12 protein-coding genes and 1 pseudogene are annotated in these 19,204 nt (G+C 38.3%); 7 read left to right on the top strand and 6 right to left on the bottom strand.

Features of this window, described 5'->3' with window-relative positions; genetic code table 11:
* The first annotated feature begins 135 nt into the window (after nucleotides 1–135).
* Nucleotides 136–570 (top strand): annotated as a pseudogene (locus LOC50_RS17420) (SEL1-like repeat protein).
* Between the two features lie 2 nt (nucleotides 571–572).
* Here the strand turns inward: LOC50_RS17420 and LOC50_RS04160 are convergent.
* Genes LOC50_RS04160 through dinG form a run of 6 tightly spaced genes read right to left on the bottom strand, consistent with a single transcriptional unit; the run spans nucleotide 573 to nucleotide 5,389 of the window.
* Nucleotides 573–725: a YbaM family protein gene (locus LOC50_RS04160; RefSeq protein ID WP_081762898.1), complete on the bottom strand. Its 153-nt coding sequence runs from the start codon at nucleotides 723–725 to the stop codon at nucleotides 573–575.
* Nucleotides 718–990, bottom strand: a complete 273-nt coding sequence (locus LOC50_RS04165; protein WP_013465384.1) for a late competence development ComFB family protein — start codon at nucleotides 988–990, stop codon at nucleotides 718–720. The genes LOC50_RS04160 and LOC50_RS04165 overlap by 8 nt, the downstream gene beginning before the upstream one ends.
* Nucleotides 991–1,040: 50 nt before the next feature.
* Nucleotides 1,041–1,928, bottom strand: a complete 888-nt coding sequence (locus LOC50_RS04170; protein ID WP_250653673.1) for a histone deacetylase family protein — start codon at nucleotides 1,926–1,928, stop codon at nucleotides 1,041–1,043.
* On the bottom strand, nucleotides 1,928–2,536 hold the full coding sequence (locus tag LOC50_RS04175) for a primosomal replication protein (protein ID WP_250653674.1): 609 nt from the start codon (nucleotides 2,534–2,536) through the stop codon (nucleotides 1,928–1,930). The genes LOC50_RS04170 and LOC50_RS04175 overlap by 1 nt, the downstream gene beginning before the upstream one ends.
* A gap of 1 nt (nucleotide 2,537) precedes the next feature.
* Nucleotides 2,538–3,314: a TSUP family transporter gene (locus LOC50_RS04180; protein WP_054202433.1), complete on the bottom strand. Its 777-nt coding sequence runs from the start codon at nucleotides 3,312–3,314 to the stop codon at nucleotides 2,538–2,540.
* Nucleotides 3,314–5,389 carry an ATP-dependent DNA helicase DinG gene (gene dinG / locus LOC50_RS04185; protein ID WP_250653675.1) on the bottom strand — a complete coding sequence of 692 codons (2,076 nt, stop codon included), beginning with the start codon at nucleotides 5,387–5,389 and terminating at the stop codon, nucleotides 3,314–3,316. The genes LOC50_RS04180 and dinG overlap by 1 nt, the downstream gene beginning before the upstream one ends.
* A gap of 60 nt (nucleotides 5,390–5,449) precedes the next feature.
* Between dinG and LOC50_RS04190 the strand changes: the two genes are divergently transcribed.
* The 6 genes from LOC50_RS04190 to radD all read left to right on the top strand — a co-directional run bounded on the left by LOC50_RS04190 (nucleotide 5,450) and on the right by radD (nucleotide 19,167).
* Nucleotides 5,450–7,795 carry a DNA polymerase II gene (locus LOC50_RS04190; RefSeq protein WP_250653676.1) on the top strand — a complete coding sequence of 782 codons (2,346 nt, stop codon included), beginning with the start codon at nucleotides 5,450–5,452 and terminating at the stop codon, nucleotides 7,793–7,795.
* A gap of 396 nt (nucleotides 7,796–8,191) precedes the next feature.
* Nucleotides 8,192–10,837: a TonB-dependent receptor domain-containing protein gene (locus tag LOC50_RS04195; RefSeq protein ID WP_250653677.1), complete on the top strand. Its 2,646-nt coding sequence runs from the start codon at nucleotides 8,192–8,194 to the stop codon at nucleotides 10,835–10,837.
* Between the two features lie 29 nt (nucleotides 10,838–10,866).
* Nucleotides 10,867–11,772, top strand: coding sequence for a class I SAM-dependent methyltransferase (locus LOC50_RS04200; RefSeq protein ID WP_250653678.1), 906 nt, complete (start codon nucleotides 10,867–10,869; stop codon nucleotides 11,770–11,772).
* 498 nt (nucleotides 11,773–12,270) lie between these two features.
* The gene (locus LOC50_RS04205) at nucleotides 12,271–15,204 is read left to right on the top strand and encodes a TonB-dependent receptor plug domain-containing protein (RefSeq protein ID WP_250653679.1); all 2,934 of its coding nucleotides are present in this window, start codon (nucleotides 12,271–12,273) and stop codon (nucleotides 15,202–15,204) included.
* 70 nt (nucleotides 15,205–15,274) lie between these two features.
* Nucleotides 15,275–17,239: a S9 family peptidase gene (locus LOC50_RS04210; RefSeq protein WP_250653680.1), complete on the top strand. Its 1,965-nt coding sequence runs from the start codon at nucleotides 15,275–15,277 to the stop codon at nucleotides 17,237–17,239.
* A 176-nt stretch (nucleotides 17,240–17,415) separates the two neighbouring features.
* Nucleotides 17,416–19,167, top strand: a complete 1,752-nt coding sequence (gene radD, locus LOC50_RS04215) for a DNA repair helicase RadD (RefSeq protein ID WP_250653681.1) — start codon at nucleotides 17,416–17,418, stop codon at nucleotides 19,165–19,167.
* Nucleotides 19,168–19,204: the final 37 nt, after the last annotated feature.

The following is a 19,204-nucleotide window of genomic DNA, read 5'->3' on the forward strand; positions in this document are numbered from 1 at the left end:
CTGCGCTAATAAAATAATCGCTGTAAGCTTTGCAATCCCATGATAATGTTAAATTTATGCTAACAAATTTTAGGGCGGGTGTTTTAAAAGTGGTGTATGTTTCTGGGCAAAAACAATAATAAATTAAGGATAATATTGAATCATCGACAATTGAGTGCCACTTTGCTGGTATTGATGGCTTTAATAACTGGCTGTAATTCGTCACCAATAAGTCTTTACAACGATAATACCATGAAGAAAAAAAGAATATAATGGTGTTAAGGCATACAGAAAAGGGCAATATTTAGAGCAATAACTAAGCTTAGTATGGGGTGGTTGGGTGTTGCTGCACAAGCAGGCGTTGAAAATTGGTCACAACAATATGATACTTTTTATACTGCTGCGACAACACACGAGAAGCAAGAAATAGATGCAATTGTGGCCGTTTATATTGAGCAGTTTAGTGTTAAAGCTCAAAACATGACCTGCCGTAGGTCAACATCACCGAGACGAACATTCGGCGAAATTAAAATTGATTGTAATAAACACGATGGTGTTGTCACCGTTCATGAAATACAAACAATAGAGTAAAGCTAGTTACTAACTAGCTTTTTCTCAAAGTCACTTTTTACGATATCGAGCGCTTTTAATACTTCTTCGGGCTCTACGTCGTGTTGCTCTAATATCATAATTAAATCCACAGCAAGTTTTATGTGTGTAGGGGCGTCTTCTAGCGGGTTACTCATTAATATCTTTCTTTTTAGCAATCTGATCAATCGCAAAATTAATAGCAAGTTCAACGCGTTGCTGCATATCTAAACGATCTGTTTGAGTTAAATAAAATGCCATATCTACATCGTATCGAATATAACGTGGGGGTAATTGATTGAGTACGGTACAGCAAAAGTCAGCCATTACATCGTCGTTGTAACGTTCATTAAGTTTACGTTTTTCTATTTCTTCTAAAACGAGTTTTTCGTAAAAATTGTGTATGTCGTCATCTAATCGCATATTCCAGTCACTTTTTGTTATTGTCTTTAATGAGTCTATACCAAGGACTGTTATAAATCGAGAGCCGCTTTAAATAGTTGTTTATGGACACGGACTAAATCATTAATGTTACGCTGATAACCACCACCTAAAGCACACATAAGCGGGATGTTTCGCTGCTTACATAAGTTAAGAACGGCAAAGTCACGCGCGTATACGCCAGCCAAAGAAACATCAAATAAGCCGAGTTCGTCTTTGGTATAAATATCGGCGCCCGCATTATATAAAATAATATCGGGCTGGTGGAGGCGAACACATAACTCAAGAGCTTGCTCTAGTGTTGTTAAATACTCTGCATCTGTGGTGTTTGCAGGTAAGCCAAAGTCGTAGTTTGAGTGCTGTTTTTGCCGAGGAAAGTTTTGTTCACAGTGAATTGAGCAGCTAATTATCTGCTCGTGCTGTTGGGTTATTTGCGCGGTACCGTCACCTTGGTGTACGTCACAATCAAATATTAATACGGTGTCGGCTTGCTCCGTTGCAATAAGATGCGCTGCCGCAATGGCTAAATCATTAAAAATACAAAAGCCACTGCCGTAATTGCTATAAGCATGGTGGTACCCGCCACTTAAATTAGCCGCTAAACCACTATTAAGTGCATTCTCAGTTGCTTGAATACTGGCACCAACAGAATAAAGGGTTCGCTCGACTAATTCAGGTGAGTGCGGAAACCCCATTTTTTTAACTGCTTTGTCAGTTAACGAGCCATTTAAAAAGTCAGCAATATAATCTGAGCTATGACACAATTTCAATTGCGCTGTTGTTGCTGGCGAAGGTGATATAAATTGGGTGTAGCCTAAAAATTCAACTTCATGCTTGAGCTGCTGATACTTTTTAATTGGAAAGCGATGGCGTTTAGGTAACTCTAATTGCGAGTACAGTTCGTGATAAAAAAGCTGCATTAGCGTAGCTGTTGTTTTTCTACTTGTTGAATTTTGTCTTCGGTGGCAGAAATTGCTTTTCTACAACGGCCGAGTCGTGCATGAGTGGTTAAAATTTCTTGATTAAGTTTTTGTGCTTGCGCAGGTGATGCTTTTTCCATTTGCAATTTACGCTCTTCAATCATTAATACCAAGCGGCGTTCAAACTCATGGTTTTGTTTAAGTTCATCATATAACTCGTGGGATGATTGCATGATTTTTTGCACTGCTTGTTTGTAAATAGGCTGTTTGGCACGAGGCTTAAAATGACTTTTGTTTTCTTTCACCCAAATAGGGGTCGATTTAATTACATTAAAGACCGCTTGTACCTGGCTGGCAATGCGCTCAAGTGCATAGGTGTAGGCATGACGGTGTTCGCTCGGTGGTAGGCTGGCTATTTCATCTTCTATTTCTACTACATAGTCGGCTAAGTTCATGCTTTTGGTACTAAATACGCCTCTGTCAAATAAGCTCGGCTGTGCCTGCATATACCGGTTTTTAGCAAATAATTTTGCTTTATCAAATTGCTCTGCCTGTTGCTTAAGCGTAGCAACTTGTTGGCGTAGTTTGTCTAAAGCAGCAGGTTGCATGTTAAAAGTATGCCTCGTAAATTAGTTTTAATGCTAAAAGTATAACCATAGTATTAAATACTGGACGAATAAATTTACTGCCAAAACGAATAGCTGAATGTGCGCCAAACCATGCACCAAGCATGATAAAGAAGCCCATTGTAATTCCCAGTAAAAAGTTAACATGGCCAAGTGCAACAAAGGTGATCAGCGAGATAAAGTTAGAAACAAAATTCATTGAACGCGCCAAACCACAATTAAGTAGCAAACTCATTTTATAAAGCATACCGTTTGAGGCAGTCCAAAAAGTTCCCGTTCCAGGCCCCGCCAAACCATCAAAAAAGCCTAGGCTTAACCCTTGTAGCCACTGTTTAATTTTTATTGCGCGGGTTAATTCAGGTAGGTCGTCGCTTTGTGTGGTACTTAAATTACCAAACAAGCTGTAGCAAGCCACTAAAATAATAATAATGGGTAAGAGCTTATTTAAAAATTCAATGCTTAAATGATCAACAATGAGTGTGCCTAACAAAGCACCTATGGCGGTGGCGATTATAGAAGCAAACCAAAATCGTGGGTTAAATAATTGTTTTTTATAATAGGTGATACTGGCCGTTAACGAGCCAAAACTGGCGGCCAATTTATTAGTGCCGAGCGTCAAGTGAGGAGGCAATCCCGCCGTTAACAGTGCTGGTACAGTAAGTAATCCACCGCCGCCAGCAATAGCATCAATAAAGCCCGCTAAAAGTGCAACGCCACATAAAATAGCCCAAGTTGTTGGGTCGAGTGCAAGTTCAAACATCAGTAATCTATTTGTCTTTTAAAAGGTGGTAAGGTGTCAAGCATGGCTTTGCCATATCGTTTGGTGACTAGGCGTCTATCTAAAATAGTTATTGTGCCTGCATCACTTTCTTTGCGCAGCAGTCTACCACAGCTTTGTACCAATTTCTTTGCTGCGTCTGGCACAGTAATCGATAAAAACGGATTACCGCCTTTACTTTGCACAAACTCTGCTTGTGCTTCTTCTATTGGCGAGGTAGGCACCGCAAACGGAATTTTGGTAATAATCAGGTTTTCTAAATACTTCCCAGGTAAATCAAGCCCTTCAGAAAGGCTTTGGGTACCAAATAAAATACTGCCTTTGCCTTCATCAATATTTTTAGTATGTAATTTGAGTAAAGCTTCTCGTGACATTTCACCTTGTACTAATAAGTTAAAACCTTTTGTTCTAAGAAACTTACTTACATGGTCCATTTGCCAGTAAGAGGCAAATAACACTAAGTTGGCTTTTTTAGTGTTCAGATATTCGGGTAATGTTTTAGCAATATGATCGCTAAATTCTTTATCTGTTGGCTCTATACTTGAGGCCGGAATGCGTAAAGTGGCTTGTTTTGGGTAGTCAAACGGAGAGGGGACTTTAATAAATTTCACCCCTTCCTCTTTAGCAAGGCCGCTTTCATAGGCAAAGTGATCAAATGAGCCGAGTGCGCTCAAGGTGGCTGAACATAACACGGCTCCAGCACATTCGCTCCACAGCTTATCTTTTAAATAATAACCGACCTCAATGGGGCAGTCGCTAAGCAAGTGATCATGATGGCTTTTATATTCAAGTCGTTTTATCCAACGTGCATGCGGCGTGCCTTCACCTTTAGTGGCGTAACTAAACCATAATTTATTAAGTTGCTCTAATCGGTTTATGTATTGCCCACTTTCAGCCAAAATGGGGTCGGCAATATAAGGTTTAATATCACCGTCGCTTACATCTTGGGTGAGGGTGTCGTGCATTTTATTTAAACACCGTAATGCATCAAGCGTGGCTTCGCTAATGTCTTTTGCTTTTGCGTGTAACGATTTAGGTATTTCACCATGTTCAAAGCGATAGGTATCGTCTTTTGAATATTCAAAATCAGCGTTGTCGAGTATATCGCGCACCACTTTTAAATCTTTGTTAGCATCGTTAACGCTATCGCATAACTTAAAGTTTTGCCCAATACCTTTTTGACCCACTAACACTTTGGCCATTTTGCCACTAAATTTAGTGAGTTTGTCGAGCCAATCTATCGTGCCTTTTATTGTAGCCGCAGCAGATGAAAAATCGCGGGTAATATGCGCAAGGTGATGCGCTTCATCGATTACATAAATGGTGTTGTCGGGCTCGGGTAAAATTTTTCCGCCCCCTAAGTCTAAATCGGCTAACAGTAACGAATGGTTTATAACCAAAACATCCATTTGCATTAACTGCTGGCGAGCCAGTTGAAACGGGCATGTTTGGTGTGCTTTCATCTGGCGTTGGCAAGCATGCTTATCGCAAGCAATGAGCCCCCATACTCTATCAGGAATGGTATCGGCCCAGCTGTCTCTATCGCCTTGCCATTTTTTATTGATATAGGCATCGTAAAGTTGCTTTAAGCACTTAGTTTCCATATCACTTAATGGCGATGTAAGGGTAGGCATAAACTCCATTTGAGTTTGGCTATCGCTGTTTAGTGCATTATGAAGTTTGTGTGCACAAATATAACGTTGGCGGCCTTTTACTAAATCAAATTTAAAATCGAGCCCTGAGTGTTTTTTAAAAAACGGCAGCTCTTTAGCGATTAATTGCTCTTGCAAAGCCACAGTAGCTGTGGAAATAACCAATTTCTTTTTTTGTGCTAATGCCAGTGGTAGAGCGCCTAGGCAGTAAGCTAATGACTTTCCGGTGCCTGTGCCTGCTTCAATAACACAAATACGTTGTTTTTTATGGTATTCACCGGCTAATGTTTTGGCGATTTCAGCAACTAAATAGTTTTGACTACTGCGAGGACGGTAATCGGTTAGGTTATTTGCAACATGCTGGTGTACTTGTCTAATTGTTTTTTTAAGTGAGCTCGATAGCATGTGATGATTAACCTAAAATATGTATATAATTACAGTGTATATATTAAGTGGGATCGAACATTGACACAAGCAATCTATCAGGGCTTTATTTTATCAAGGCAACAATACGCGGCTAAAAATGCACAAGGTATTACTTTGTGCTATTGGCTAAGCTCTGATCAGGGCCCACTTAAAGTTATTATTGAAAACCAGCAGGCAGTGTTTTTCATCCCATTGTCAGCGCAACATACTGCAAATACTTTACTCGCACAGGCAAATATAAAAGCGCAATTTAATAAGGTTGAGTTGTGCCATTTTAGTGGCAGCGAATGTGTGGCTTGTTACTTCAACGACATACATAGTTTATATACTGCGCGAACTCTACTAGAACAAGCAATGCCAATTTATGAGGCCGATGTACGCCACAGCGACCGCTTTTTAATGGAGCGCTTTATTAAAGGAGGTGTGTGGGTAGCGGGTAACGCCAAAGCTCAAAACGGCTTTATTGAAATTAGTGACGCAAAGTTAAAAGCAAACACCGATTATACGCCAACGCTTAAGTCTGTTTCTTTGGATATAGAATGTAATGCCGATGGCGTGCTATTTAGTGTTGCACTGGTGGGAAATGGCCTAGATTGCGTATTGATGATAGGGGAGCCGCAGCAGAGCGACTCGACATTTGAAATAGACTGGTGCTATGACGAAATTAACCTACTTACCAAGTTGCAGCAGTACATTATAAATAACGATCCTGATGTTATTATTGGTTGGAATGTCATTGATTTTGATTTTAGTTTATTGCAAGAACGCGCAGAGGCGTTAGGGCTTACCCTTAACTTTGGCCGAGATAATCAACCTTTGTATATTAATAAAGGCCATTACACCCGATTAACGCTTCCTGGGCGGTGCATCATTGATGGCATTGATACATTAAAAAATGCCACTTACCGATTTGACAGCTTTTCATTAGCCAATGTTGCAGAGCGTGTGCTTAACGAATCTAAATTAATAAAAACCGATAACCGATTATCTGAAATTGTACGCCAATTTAATGAAGACAAGCTCGCTCTTGCTGCTTATAACCGCCAAGATTGTATTTTGGTTAATCAAATTTTCGAAAAATTAAAGTTATTTGAATTTGCCATAGTCAGAACCCAAATAACAGGGCTCGAACTGGAACGCATGGGTGGCTCGGTTGCCGCATTTACAAACTTATACTTACCGTTATTACACCGCAGTGGTTATGTTGCCCCCAATTTAGGCGATCATGGGCTCTCATTTGAAAGCCCCGGTGGCTATGTGATGGAGTCGACTCCAGGGCTGTATAAAAACGTTTTGGTACTTGATTTTAAAAGCTTATACCCTTCAATTATGCGTACGTTTTGTATTGACCCGCTAGGTTTAATCGCAGGGTTAAATGCACCAGAGCATGCGGTTGAAGGATTTAATCAGGCGTTATTCTCAAGAACGCAGCACCACCTGCCAAAATTAATTGAGCACCTGACACAAACTCGCCAAGAAGCAAAAGACACTAATCAACCCATGCTCTCGCAAGCGATTAAAATTATTATGAATAGCTTATATGGCGTACTCGGCTCTAAGGGTTGTCGGTTTTACGATCCGCGTTTATCGAGTTCCATTACTTTGCGTGGCCATGAGATAATGCAAACAACCCGTAAATGGATAGAAGCGCAAGGCTTTGAGGTGATATATGGTGATACCGACTCTACGTTTGTAAAACTTAGTGAAGATACCAGTCCTGAGCAATGCAACGAAATTGGCTGCCAACTTGTTCGACATATCAACGAAAAGTGGCAAGTAGATTTAAAGCAGCGTTATGGTTTAAAAAGCTATTTAGAAATTGAATTTGAAACCCATTACAGTCCATTTTTTATGCCAACTATACGAGGTAAAAAAACAGGTTCTAAAAAACGTTATGTTGGTCAAGTAATAAAAAACAATGAAAAAAAGTTGGTCTTTAAAGGTATGGAAACAGTTCGCAGTGATTGGACTGAGTTTGCACAAGAGTTTCAAACACAGTTATTCGAGACTTTATTTACCGACGACTTCGAAATACAGCAACTGCACAATATAATAAACAGCTACACGCAAAAACTTTATAATGGTGAGTTCGACCGTAAATTAGTATATAGAAAGCGGTTAGGGCAGCACCTTAACGATTACATCAAAAATATTCCTCCTCATGTTCAAGCTGTTAAAAAATACAAAGCGAATCATCCTGAGTTTGAAATAAAACGCGGGCAGGTGATTGAATATGTATACGCAGTAACCGGCGCTGAGCTTTATACCGGTAAAAACATTCTGAACTACCCACTGTACATTCAAAGACAGCTCGACCCTGTTGCGCAAATGATATTAAGCGCATTAAACACACCAACTGATTCTACCCAAGCTACATTATTTTAACTTAATCATGAGGTAAATAGGCATTTTATAGGTTGTTTTTCGATATTAAGTTCCTACTTTGCATAAAAATTGTAAAAGTTAACATTTGTGATCTTGGTTACATATTTATTCAAAAGCACTACAAAATAAAAATCTAACTAAAGTAAATAATTCCCCTTTAAATCAGTGGTTTGTTTTTTGTGGCTGGGTTTTTTATAAATTAGGTTCGAAAAAGAGCTTAAAAAACGAAACAAAAAAACGTAAAAATGATAACGAGAAGTCACTTAAAGTATTTTTAAAGTTAATTTAATGTTGACTGCCTTGTATTCATAGTATTATCATCTGGAGCATGATCACAATTTAGTTAACAAAAGTGGTCAAAAATAAAAAAACAAATAGTATTCTAGGGAGAATCAAATGTTAAATAATAAAGTTTCAAAAGCAGTTCGCTTAGCGATCGCTTTTGGCGCAGCTTCTACTGCTGCTTTCTCAGCAAGTTCATTTGCTGCAGAAGAAGGCGCAGAAAAAGTTGAGCGTATTCAGGTTACAGGTTCACGCATTAAACGAGTTGACCTTGAAGGCGCAAGTCCTGTTGAAGTTATTACGACAGCTGAATTTGAGCAACAAGGCCGTATTTCAGTAGCAGACGCTTTACGCAATGTTACATCGAATAGTTTTGGTTCATTTGTTCCATCTTCAGGTTCATCTGCTCAGTCACAATCTACGGTAAGCCTTCTTGGCGCAGGTTCAGATCGAACTCTTGTTTTACTAGACGGTAAGCGTATGGCGGGTTCACCTTCTCTTGGTGGTGCTTCTGCAAATTTGAGCTCTATACCAATGGCTGCAGTAGAACGTATTGAGATTTTAAAAGATGGCGCATCTGCTGTTTATGGTTCTGATGCAATCGCTGGTGTTATTAATATTATATTGAAAAAAGACTACGAAGGTGCTTCATTCGACATCCAATTTGGTCGTCCTAGTGAAGAAGGCGCAGATACTAAGCAAATGTCACTTTCTTTTGGTGTAAATTCTGACAAAGGTAACATTACATTTGTTTATGATCACCAAGAGCAAGGTGCAATTTTTGATAAAGATCGTGCTTATACCTCAGCATCTATGGAAGATTTAGATGGTGATGGACTGATATCTATTTATGACGAAACAGTGGGCATCAGCTACTACGGAGCAACCATCCTTGGTCCAGATGGATTCAAGTCTTCTAATAAATGTGATGATTTGACTGCTAATCAACCTGGTTTTGTTGGTACTTTAGACCAAGGTTCTTTACTAGGTGGTGTTGGCGGTGGTGAAGTTTGTGGTTTTGCTTTTGCAAATGTTTCCGCAAATATGGCGTCAACAAATCGTGATTCAATTATGACTAGTGCATCTTATGAGTTAACTGATGATATTGAGCTTTACGCTCGAGGCATGTTTAGCAGAAATGATTCATTTGGTCGTTATGCACCTCCAGCAGCTAAATGGGAAAATATGGCTGCAAGCAACGAACATAATCCTTATGATACTGAAGCTACAGGTTATTTCCGTTGGTACCAAATCGGTAACCGAGATGGAGAAGTTACCGATTATCAACAAGATTATACTATCGGGTTAAATGGTATAGCTGGAGATTCAATTGAATGGGAAATCTCTTACCATAAAGCTAAGCTTGACTACAGATCTGCTGGTAGATACTATCTTAGCTACTCAGGCCTTGCTTACAATGAAGCTAATGGTATTGATCTAGGCTCTGAAGAAGGTGTAAATAACCTTCGTTCTACTACTTACACTGAGCAACAAAATAACTTTGACCATTATTTTGCCGGTGTAGGCTTTGCATTAGGTGAATTGGCTGGTGGAGAGATTCAGCATTACTTTGGTGGTGAATATTACGAGCAAACTTTTGACTCGAAATACGATGCACAATCTGAAGCCGATTTAATCGGTGGCTCAGCTGGTAATTCAGCTTCAGGTGAGCGCGACACAACAGCTCTATTTTATGAGGTATCGCTTCCTATCCTTGAGAACTTAGTTGTTAGTGCAGCATATCGTTACGATGATTATAGTGACTTTGGTAGCAAAGGAACTCCTAGTGTAAAAGCAGAATATAGACCAATGGATGATTTATTATTCAGAGCTTCTTACTCTAAAGGTTTTAGAGCCCCAAGTTTATCTGAATTGCTTGGTGCTACAGCTTTCAGTGCAACCGACGCGACAGACTATGTTGCTTGTCGTGAACAAAACATTGCTACAGCTGATTGTAAAGAGCGTCAGTACGACAATTTACAAGAAAGCAATAATAATTTGGGTCCTGAAGAATCAACATACATGAATTTAGGTGTTGTATATTCAGGTATCGAAAACTTTGCAGTAAAAGTAGATTACTTTGAACTTGAAGTTGAAGATGTTATATCTGAAATCACAGTTCAATCTTTAATTAACATCGAATACGGCGGTAATCTTGATAGTTTCACAACTCAATACCCAGGTGTTAAGTTAGAACGAGATAATTCGGGAGCTATTATAGGCGATGTGATTACTCGCTCAGATAACGGTGGCTTTATGTCTCGCAAAGGTTTCGATATTGACTTGTCTTACAATATTGAAACTAGTTTTGGTGAATTTAACCTTAAAAATGTTACAACTTGGGTAACTGACGCCGAAGAGGATGTTTATTTCGGCGGTCCTAAGCAAAACTTTATAGGTGACTCAGGTACTCCAGAGTGGAGATCACAGTTTGTGATTAATTACTCAATCGATAATTTAGCTATAAACTGGACAACGGATGTAATTGCTGACACAGCTGAAGATAGCTACTTAGATACTAAAGACGGTAACCCAGAAAACTTCCGTCAAGTTTTCGAAAATCATAATCCAACTTATGTTGTTCATAACTTAAACGTTAAGTACTTCACTGAGAATTATGGAACAGTTACTCTAGGTGCACGTAATTTATTTGATAAAGGTGTTGTTTTGGATGATGCTGGTAATTGGGTAGATGATAGCTTATATAATGCAGGCCACATTGGTCGCGAAGTATTTGCAGGCTACAGTATCAGTTTCTAACATTTTATAAATTTGCAAAGGAGCCATATTTGGCTCCTTTTTTATTGGAGAAAACTTTGAAACATTGGACTGATTATTGGTGTAGCAAAGAGATAAGTTGTTTACCAGGTAAAGCAAACGAAGAATTGAATAATTTGATAAACTCACAATGGAAGCTATTCGGTACTAGGTTTTGTGAAAGCGATGGATTAGCAATTTTAGATTTAGCTTGTGGAAGTGGTATGGTTTCCCATATTTTAGCAGATACACTTAAATATGATGCCTACTTCAATTGTCTTGATGCAGGAAAAGTCAGCTTTTCACTTCCGCAAAGGCATAAACTAAATTTACTTTCAGAGTTTATAATCAATGAAAAAAGTCAACTAGAAAAAAAATTCGATTTAATAGTATCTAACTTCGGCGCAGAGTATATTAAAGAAAATGATATTCTTGAGTTTATAAGTAATCATATAAATAGTGATGGTTATATTGCATTAAACTTACATTATGAACAATCTATTATTACAGAAACAAGTAAACAAGTAAGTAATGCAATATCGGCTTGGACGAGTAATCAACGCTTGCAGAGTTTGGAAAACAAGCTCAATACTAACTTTTCGATCGCTGATGCTAAATCTTATATTGATATTTTATTGCAATTGAATATACAAAATGCTGAGGTTGCGAACTCAGGGTTAGCCTCAGATATAGTAAATATGATGTCAAGCTATCAAAAGGGTAGTCTAGATAAGTTAGAATTTGATTCCATCAGGAATACATACATTAATTATCAGAATAGATTGAATCAACAAATAGAATCCGCAACTAATGCAGCCAGGCTAATAAGTGAAATTAAAATAAGCCCATATTTTGAGGTTATTACACTTGAGCAGCTAACTATTTCAGAACAAAATATATCGACATTTATTATTTTTAAACCTGCAATCAATATTTAGAATTAAAGAACGTATATTTATCTTTTAACAAATCGATGTGTCTACTTATAAAACTTTTTCTATTATTTACTATAAGTGTAAGATTTCATGCTTAATTTATAAGTAATTTTAATTAAAAGTAAACCAACTATTAAATAGATACATTTGCTTTCATAACTCAAGTATTGTGATAATTACCTCATACAAAATAATTACTTAAGTCAAATTAAGTTATTTAGTATTTAAACCTTATAGTTAGTCCAAGCTTTTGATATTAAAGAATTAATTGTTTTAAAAGTATACTTTTAATTTAAGTCGTTTATTTAACCTTTGAAAGAACTTGGTGATATGTAAAAAAAATAAAGTTAAAAATTTTGTTCTTGTAACTTAAGTGTAAATAGGGTGTTGACCTTGTGCATAAGTTAAGCTTAAGATGTTAAATAACAGACAGGTTTTAATGCTGATATTTGCCTGTCTAGTTAAATAATAAAAATATAATAGTGTTCTAGGGAGAATCACATGTTAAATAACAAAGTTTCAAAAGCAGTTCGTTTAGCGATCGCTTTTGGTGCAGTATCTACAGCTGCTTTCTCAGCAAGTACATTTGCTGCAGAAGAAGAGAGTGCTCAAGAAGTTGAAAAAATACAAGTTTTAGGTTCTCGCATACGTACAGATAGCTTTGCTAGCGATACGCCAATTACTATTATTTCTGTTGAAGATGCAGCTAATCAAGGGATCACATCTTTAGGTGAGTTATTACGAACAAGTACAATTGCTGCAGGCTCTAGCCAAGTAACATCGGCATTGTCTGTTGGTTATGTAACTTCTGGTGGTGCTGGTACGGAAACTATTTCAATGCGTGGTCTTGGTGCCAATCGTACTTTAGTACTACTGAATGGTCGTCGTGCTGGTCCTGCCGGTACACGCGGACAAGTATCATCATTTGATATGAATGCATTACCAGTATCTGCTATTGAACGTATTGAAGTGTTAAAAGATGGTGCATCTTCTCTTTATGGCTCTGATGCGGTTGCAGGTGTAATTAATATTATTACTAAAAAAGGTGATGATAAGTCTATTTCAGTTGACCTTTCGCAACCATTTGAGTCAGGTGGTGAACAGCAACGTGTAAACTTTTCAATCGGTGAAGAGTTTGAAAAAGGGTCGATACGTGTAGTTGGTGATTATAAAGTACAACATGAATTACAGCGAGGCGATCGTGAGTTTTTCGATTGTACTGCTCGTAGATATTATAACGAAGATGGTGAGCGAGCCGATCCAATTGACCCTCGTACAGGTAAATACCATTGTAACGAAAGCGGCTATGGTTTGTGGTTAACTAATGATGGTGCATCTAACTTTGACTCTGGCTATGGCTCTTACGATTATGATGGTTTTTTTGGTAACAATGGTTACAGTAGCTTTAATGATGCTGCTAGTGGTCCAGGCGATTTTACGACTCCAGATGGTTGGTATAATGTAGGGTTTGATAAAGAGTCTGATGGATGGAGACACCTAGAACATCCGTTTTCTGATAACGAATCAATGATACCTAAAACAGCTACTTATTCATTGTTTTTACAAGGTGACTATAGCTTTACGGATAGTATAAGTGGTTATGCAGAAGCCTTATATAGTTCTCGTAAAACTGAAACACAAGCATACCGTCAATTTTGGGTTGGTGATATAGCTCGACCTGATGCTGATTTATATGAAGGTTTTGGTGGTGATGTTCGAATTATGCCAGTTGCATTGACGGATCATTATGGTAGCGAAACGACGATCGACTACAGACGTTTTGTTCTTGGTTTGGAGGGTTCTTTAGGTTTTTGGGATTGGGACGTTTCTTATCAAAACAGCCATAGTAAAGGTGAATACCAAAATAAAGTAATTTACCGCGATTCAATGGTAATGGCCCAACAGCATTTAGGAAATGGGACATCATGTTCTGGTGAGGTTACTGCTAATTCAGGAAAAACATGTGTTGATGTACCTTGGACAGATCCACAATTTTTATATGGTAATCCTTCAGATGAAGTTCGTAACTTCTTATTTGGTGAAGAAACAGGTGAAACCATTTACAAGCAACAAACGCTAGAAGCATATATTACGGGTGATTTATTTGAATTACCTGCAGGTGCAGTTGGTAGCGCTTTTGGTGTTTCTTATCAAAAAGATGAACTTGATGATACGCCTGGGGTTGCTTCTTCTACTGGTAACTCATGGGGTTTAAGTAGTGCAAGCCGCACCGCTGGGACGCAAAATACGCGCGCTGTGTTTGGTGAAATTCGTATACCTCTTTTCGAATCGGAATCATGGGCTGAGCGTATGGAGTTAACAACATCAGGACGTTGGACTGATGTGTCTACTTACGGAAGCGATACCACCTTCAAAGTGGGTCTAACATGGGAAGTTGTTGATGGCTTCACATTACGAGGATCTCGTGGGTCATCGTTCCGTTCTCCAGCATTGTACGAGTTATATTTAGCTGGGCAAACTGGCTTTTTTGGCCAAAATTCAGTCGATCCATGTTATGACTATGGTGCAGGCTATGCTGATGGTACGGTATCAGAACGCATTTACAATAACTGTTTAGCCTCAGGCGTACCTACTGATTATGATGGCTCAACTTCAAGTTCTGCAACAAGTGTAACAAGTGGTGGTGCAGGGCGTTTATCAGCTGAAACTTCAATTTCGGAAGGTTTTGGTTTTGTGTGGACAAGCCCGGAAAATACTTATGCATTCTCAGCTGATTACTACAAAGTTGATATTAGCAACCAAGTAGCTAATTTAGGTGGCAGTGATATAACAAGCACTTGTTATAACTCTGAAAACTTCCCGAATGATCCTATTTGTACTCAGTTCACGCGAAATGATGGAACAGACGGCAATTACGGTATTGATACTATCTACGGTGGTTACACTAACGTTGCAAACCAAGGTACACGTGGCGTTGATTTAAACTTCACTTACCGTGATGATTTCGATTTTGGTTCGGTATACTTCAACATTGAGCATACTGTTCAGTTAGAGCGCACTTACCAGCTTTTTGCTGACAGTGAGCCAAGCCAATACATTGGTGAGATTGGTGATCCTAAACATGTTGGTAATATTTCAGCAACATTCAAAAAGGATGACTGGAGCTTAACATGGACTACACGCTATGTTGATGAAACGAATGACTATGAATATTATGATGATTCAAATGAATCAACTTACCGTGGTGAAGATATTACTTTTGTAGCTGAAACACCTAAAGTATTCTACCATTCACTATCAGGTAATTTAAAGCTTGACCAATTTGATGTAACAATGGGTATTGCGAACGTTTTTGATGAAGAGCCACCGCAAGTATCTCCTAGTTATGTTAGAGCCGTTGGTAACAGTGCGCTTTATTCACAATATGATAATTTAGGCCGTAGATTTTTTGCGAATGTTACTTATAATTTTTAATCAGTATTTAGATTAAAGTTTATTTATTAAGCCCTCGTAGGAGGGCTTTTTTATTGATAAGGAAATACTTATGAGGAATATAGCTAAATTTACTGTAGGGATGTTTTTAGCTGCTGCATCAGTAGGGGCTTTGGCCAAGGTCGATAGCGTTAAGTTGCAAAATTACGCTAAGCATGCGCAGTTTATAAATATGAAAATCTCACCTGACGGTAAACATCTTGCAGCTACAACAAGAACGGAAACAGGCGCTATTAGGCTAACTATACTTAATGTTAGTAATCATGAGATTGTTTCTATTACCGAAGGAAAAGAAAGCGAAGCTGTTGCAGACTTTGGTTGGGCAGATAATGAACGAGTAATTATTTCACTCGCTCAAGAATATGGTGCTTATGATGCGCCAATGGCAACGGGTGATCTTTTATCTATAAACGTTAATGGTAAAAGTAAAACTATAATAGCTGGGCCTCGTTCAGGTGATTCAAGAATTCGAATGGCAAGAGTCATTGATCTCTTACCAGAGACTGACGATGAAATTATCATCTCGTCATTTTCGCCATACTCAGACGAACCTTATTTAGAACTACAGCGAGTAAAAGCAAGTTCAGGGCGTAAACAAAGTATGGGGAAGCTTCCTTTACGTGTTTACAAAGGAACAAATACGAGCGTTTTATTGGATCATAATGGTATTGCGAGGCTGGCAACAGGTATTGCCCCAGATAAAAATAATCAAAGTATTGTAGTCACAAGAGATAATAAAGATGATGAGTGGCATGAAGTACTCCGATTTGACAGTGATTCAGGATCTTTTACCCCACTTACATTTTTAGCTGATAATTCAACTGTGATTGGTATTAGTGATAATACAACTGATACGTTATCTATCTCTTCATTTGATCTGAAAACAAACAAACAAACTGTGAAAGTGACTCATCCAAATACAGATCTAATGCCAGTTGTTAGTATAAATAACGGCAAAGTCAGTGAAGTAATTGGAGCAAGTTATGAATTAGATTCAATTGAAAATGTTTTTTTTGAAGATATAACAGATACTGGCTTTGCGAGTTTATTATCGAGCTTATCAAATTCATTTAAAAACCAAACTATAGAGGTTACCTCCTCAACTTTAGATAATGCGAAGCTGGTGTTAACAGTTAGCTCCACTAATAACCCAAAGCAATTTTACTTATTTGATACTAAGAAACGAAGTCTTAGCGCGATAGTTAAAGCTAAACCTTGGTTAAGTCAGGAGGAGATCCCTCAAACAACGCTAATTTCTTATAAAACACGTGATGGGTTAGAGGTTCGCGGGCTGCTAACGCTCCCTGTGAATGCAGATAAGAATTTACCTCTAATAATGCATCCTCATGGTGGCCCACATGGTATTAGAGATTCATTATCAACATTAAGTAGTGATGTAAAAGTACTTGCATCACATGGATACGCTGTTTTTCAACCGAACTTTCGTGGTTCAGGTGGCTATGGTAAAAAGTTTCTGCAAATGGGTTACCAAAGCTGGGGGACAAGCATGATTGATGATATGACCGATGGTGTACGTTACCTAATTAAACAGGGGGTCGTTGATGAAGGTCGAATTTGTTCTTATGGTGCATCTTATGGTGGTTATGCTGCGGTTCAAAGTGCTATACGAGAACCTGAGCTTTATAAGTGTGTTGTAGGCTTTGTAGGCGTTTACGATTTACAGCTAATGTTTGAAGAAGGCGATATCTCAGAATCATCTTCAGGTTTAAATTACTTAGAAAACGTACTTCCGAAGACAAAAGCAGAAAGAGAAGCACAATCGCCAGTGCATAATGTAGATAAACTCAAAGCACCTGTATTCATTATTCAGGGTGGCCAAGATGTAAGGGTGCCTGAAGAGCATGCATTTAGGCTAAGAGATGCGCTTAAAAAACGCAATCACTCTGTAGAGTGGATGTACAAAAAAGGTGAAGGGCATGGTTTTTATAAACCAGAGCATAATGTAGAGCGATGGGAAAAAATGCTAACATTTTTTGATAAAAACATAGGTAAATAAAAGTCTACCCCTGAGTAATTAACTTAGGGGTATTATTAATAGATATAAATGTTTTATCGTAGTATTCCCCATTAAAATGAGTTTTAATTATGCGATTTAAAAACCACGTAATTAATAATTACCTTTAAAGTTAAGTTATTTGCTAAAATCCCTCATTAAAATTTAATTGTTATCTCATGACCTACACCCTTAGACCCTACCAAAGCGAGGCGGTTGAACGAACCGTTTTACACTTTAGAAAAACTAACGAACCTGCTGTTATTGTGTTGCCTACGGGGGCGGGTAAAAGTTTAGTGATAGCTGAACTTGCGCGTATTGCTAAACAAAAAATATTGGTGTTGGCGCACGTAAAAGAATTAGTGGAGCAAAATGCTCAAAAGTATAAAAGCTTTGGCCTTGAAGCGAGTATATTTTCCGCAGGACTCAAAGAGAAGTCGTTAACCCATCAGGTCACTTTTGCGAGTGTGCAGTCGTTATCGCGTAATCTAAATAAACTTAATGAGCACTACTCATTACTTATTATTGATGAGTGTCACAGAGTAAATGGCGAAAAGAAAAGCCAGTACGGAAAAGTTATTAATGCACTTAAATCTCACAACCCTGAATTAAAAGTATTAGGTTTAACCGCGACGCCTTACCGACTAGGGTTAGGCTGGATTTATCAGCATCATTACCATGGCTTTGTGCGTGGCAATAAGGAAAGTCCATTCAAGCGCTGTATTTTTGAACTACCTTTGCGTTATATGATTAAGCATAACTACTTAACTCACCCTAAAGAGGTTGATGCTGCAATTAGCCATTATGACTTTTCATCTTTAACTAGCAATGCATTTGGGCAATATAGCAATGAGGATATGAATGCGCTGTTAAAAAAATCGACCCGTGCAACTCAAACAATTTTACAACAGGTTATACAATACAGTGAAAATCGTTACGGCGTGATGATTTTTGCAGCTACGGTTATGCATGCACAAGAGATAATGACTTATCTACCAGAAGATCACAGTGCGCTGATCACGGGAGATACTTCTAATAGCGAACGCGATAAAATAATAAAGCAATTTAAAGCTAAACAGTTAAAATATTTAGTAAATATATCAGTACTGACGACGGGTTTTGATGCCCCTCATGTTGATTTTATAGCTATTTTACGCCCCACGGAGTCGGTGAGTTTATACCAGCAAATTGTCGGTCGAGGCTTGAGGTTGGCAGAAGGTAAAAACGATTGTTTAGTGATTGACTATGCGGGCAATGGCTTTGATTTATTCTACCCAGAAGTTGGCGATAAAAAAGGCGATAGCGATAATGAACCCGTGCAAGTGCTGTGCCCTGGGTGTGGCTTTGCCAATATATTTTGGGGAAAAACAGATGCTGACGGCAAAGTAATCGAGCACTTTGGTAGGCGTTGTAAAGGTTTGCTAGAAGATGATAACGGTTTAAGCGAGCAATGCGATTATCGTTTTCGTTTTAAAGAGTGCGAGCAGTGCGGCGCACAAAATGATATTGCTGCTCGAAAATGTCATGACTGTGGTGCTGTGATGGCCGACCCTGATGATAAGCTTCGTAATGCGTTAAACCTTAAAGATGCATTAGTCCTACGTTGTAGCGGCTTGAGTGTGGTAAAACTTAAAGAGCAATTGTTAAAAATTACTTATTTTGATGAAGACGGAGCCAGTTGTGATGAAATTTTTGATTTATCAAACAAAGGTGCTCGGTATTACTTTAATCAGCAATTTGGTAAGCGTGTAGGGCAGGGACAGTCACCAGTTGAATTTAGCAGTGCAGAGCAAGTTATAAAAGCGCAGTTTGATTTAATACCACCGGACTTTGTGATTGCGCGAAAAAGTAAAAAATATGGCTGGAAAGTAGCAGATAAACTTTTTGATTATAAAGGCAGCTTTAGAAAAGCAAACCAGCTAAGTCGATAGACTAAGCTGGGTATCTCATTCATTATTTAAATTAGGA

Source organism: Pseudoalteromonas sp. SCSIO 43095, from assembly GCF_023650455.1.
Classification (GTDB): domain Bacteria; phylum Pseudomonadota; class Gammaproteobacteria; order Enterobacterales; family Alteromonadaceae; genus Pseudoalteromonas; species Pseudoalteromonas tetraodonis.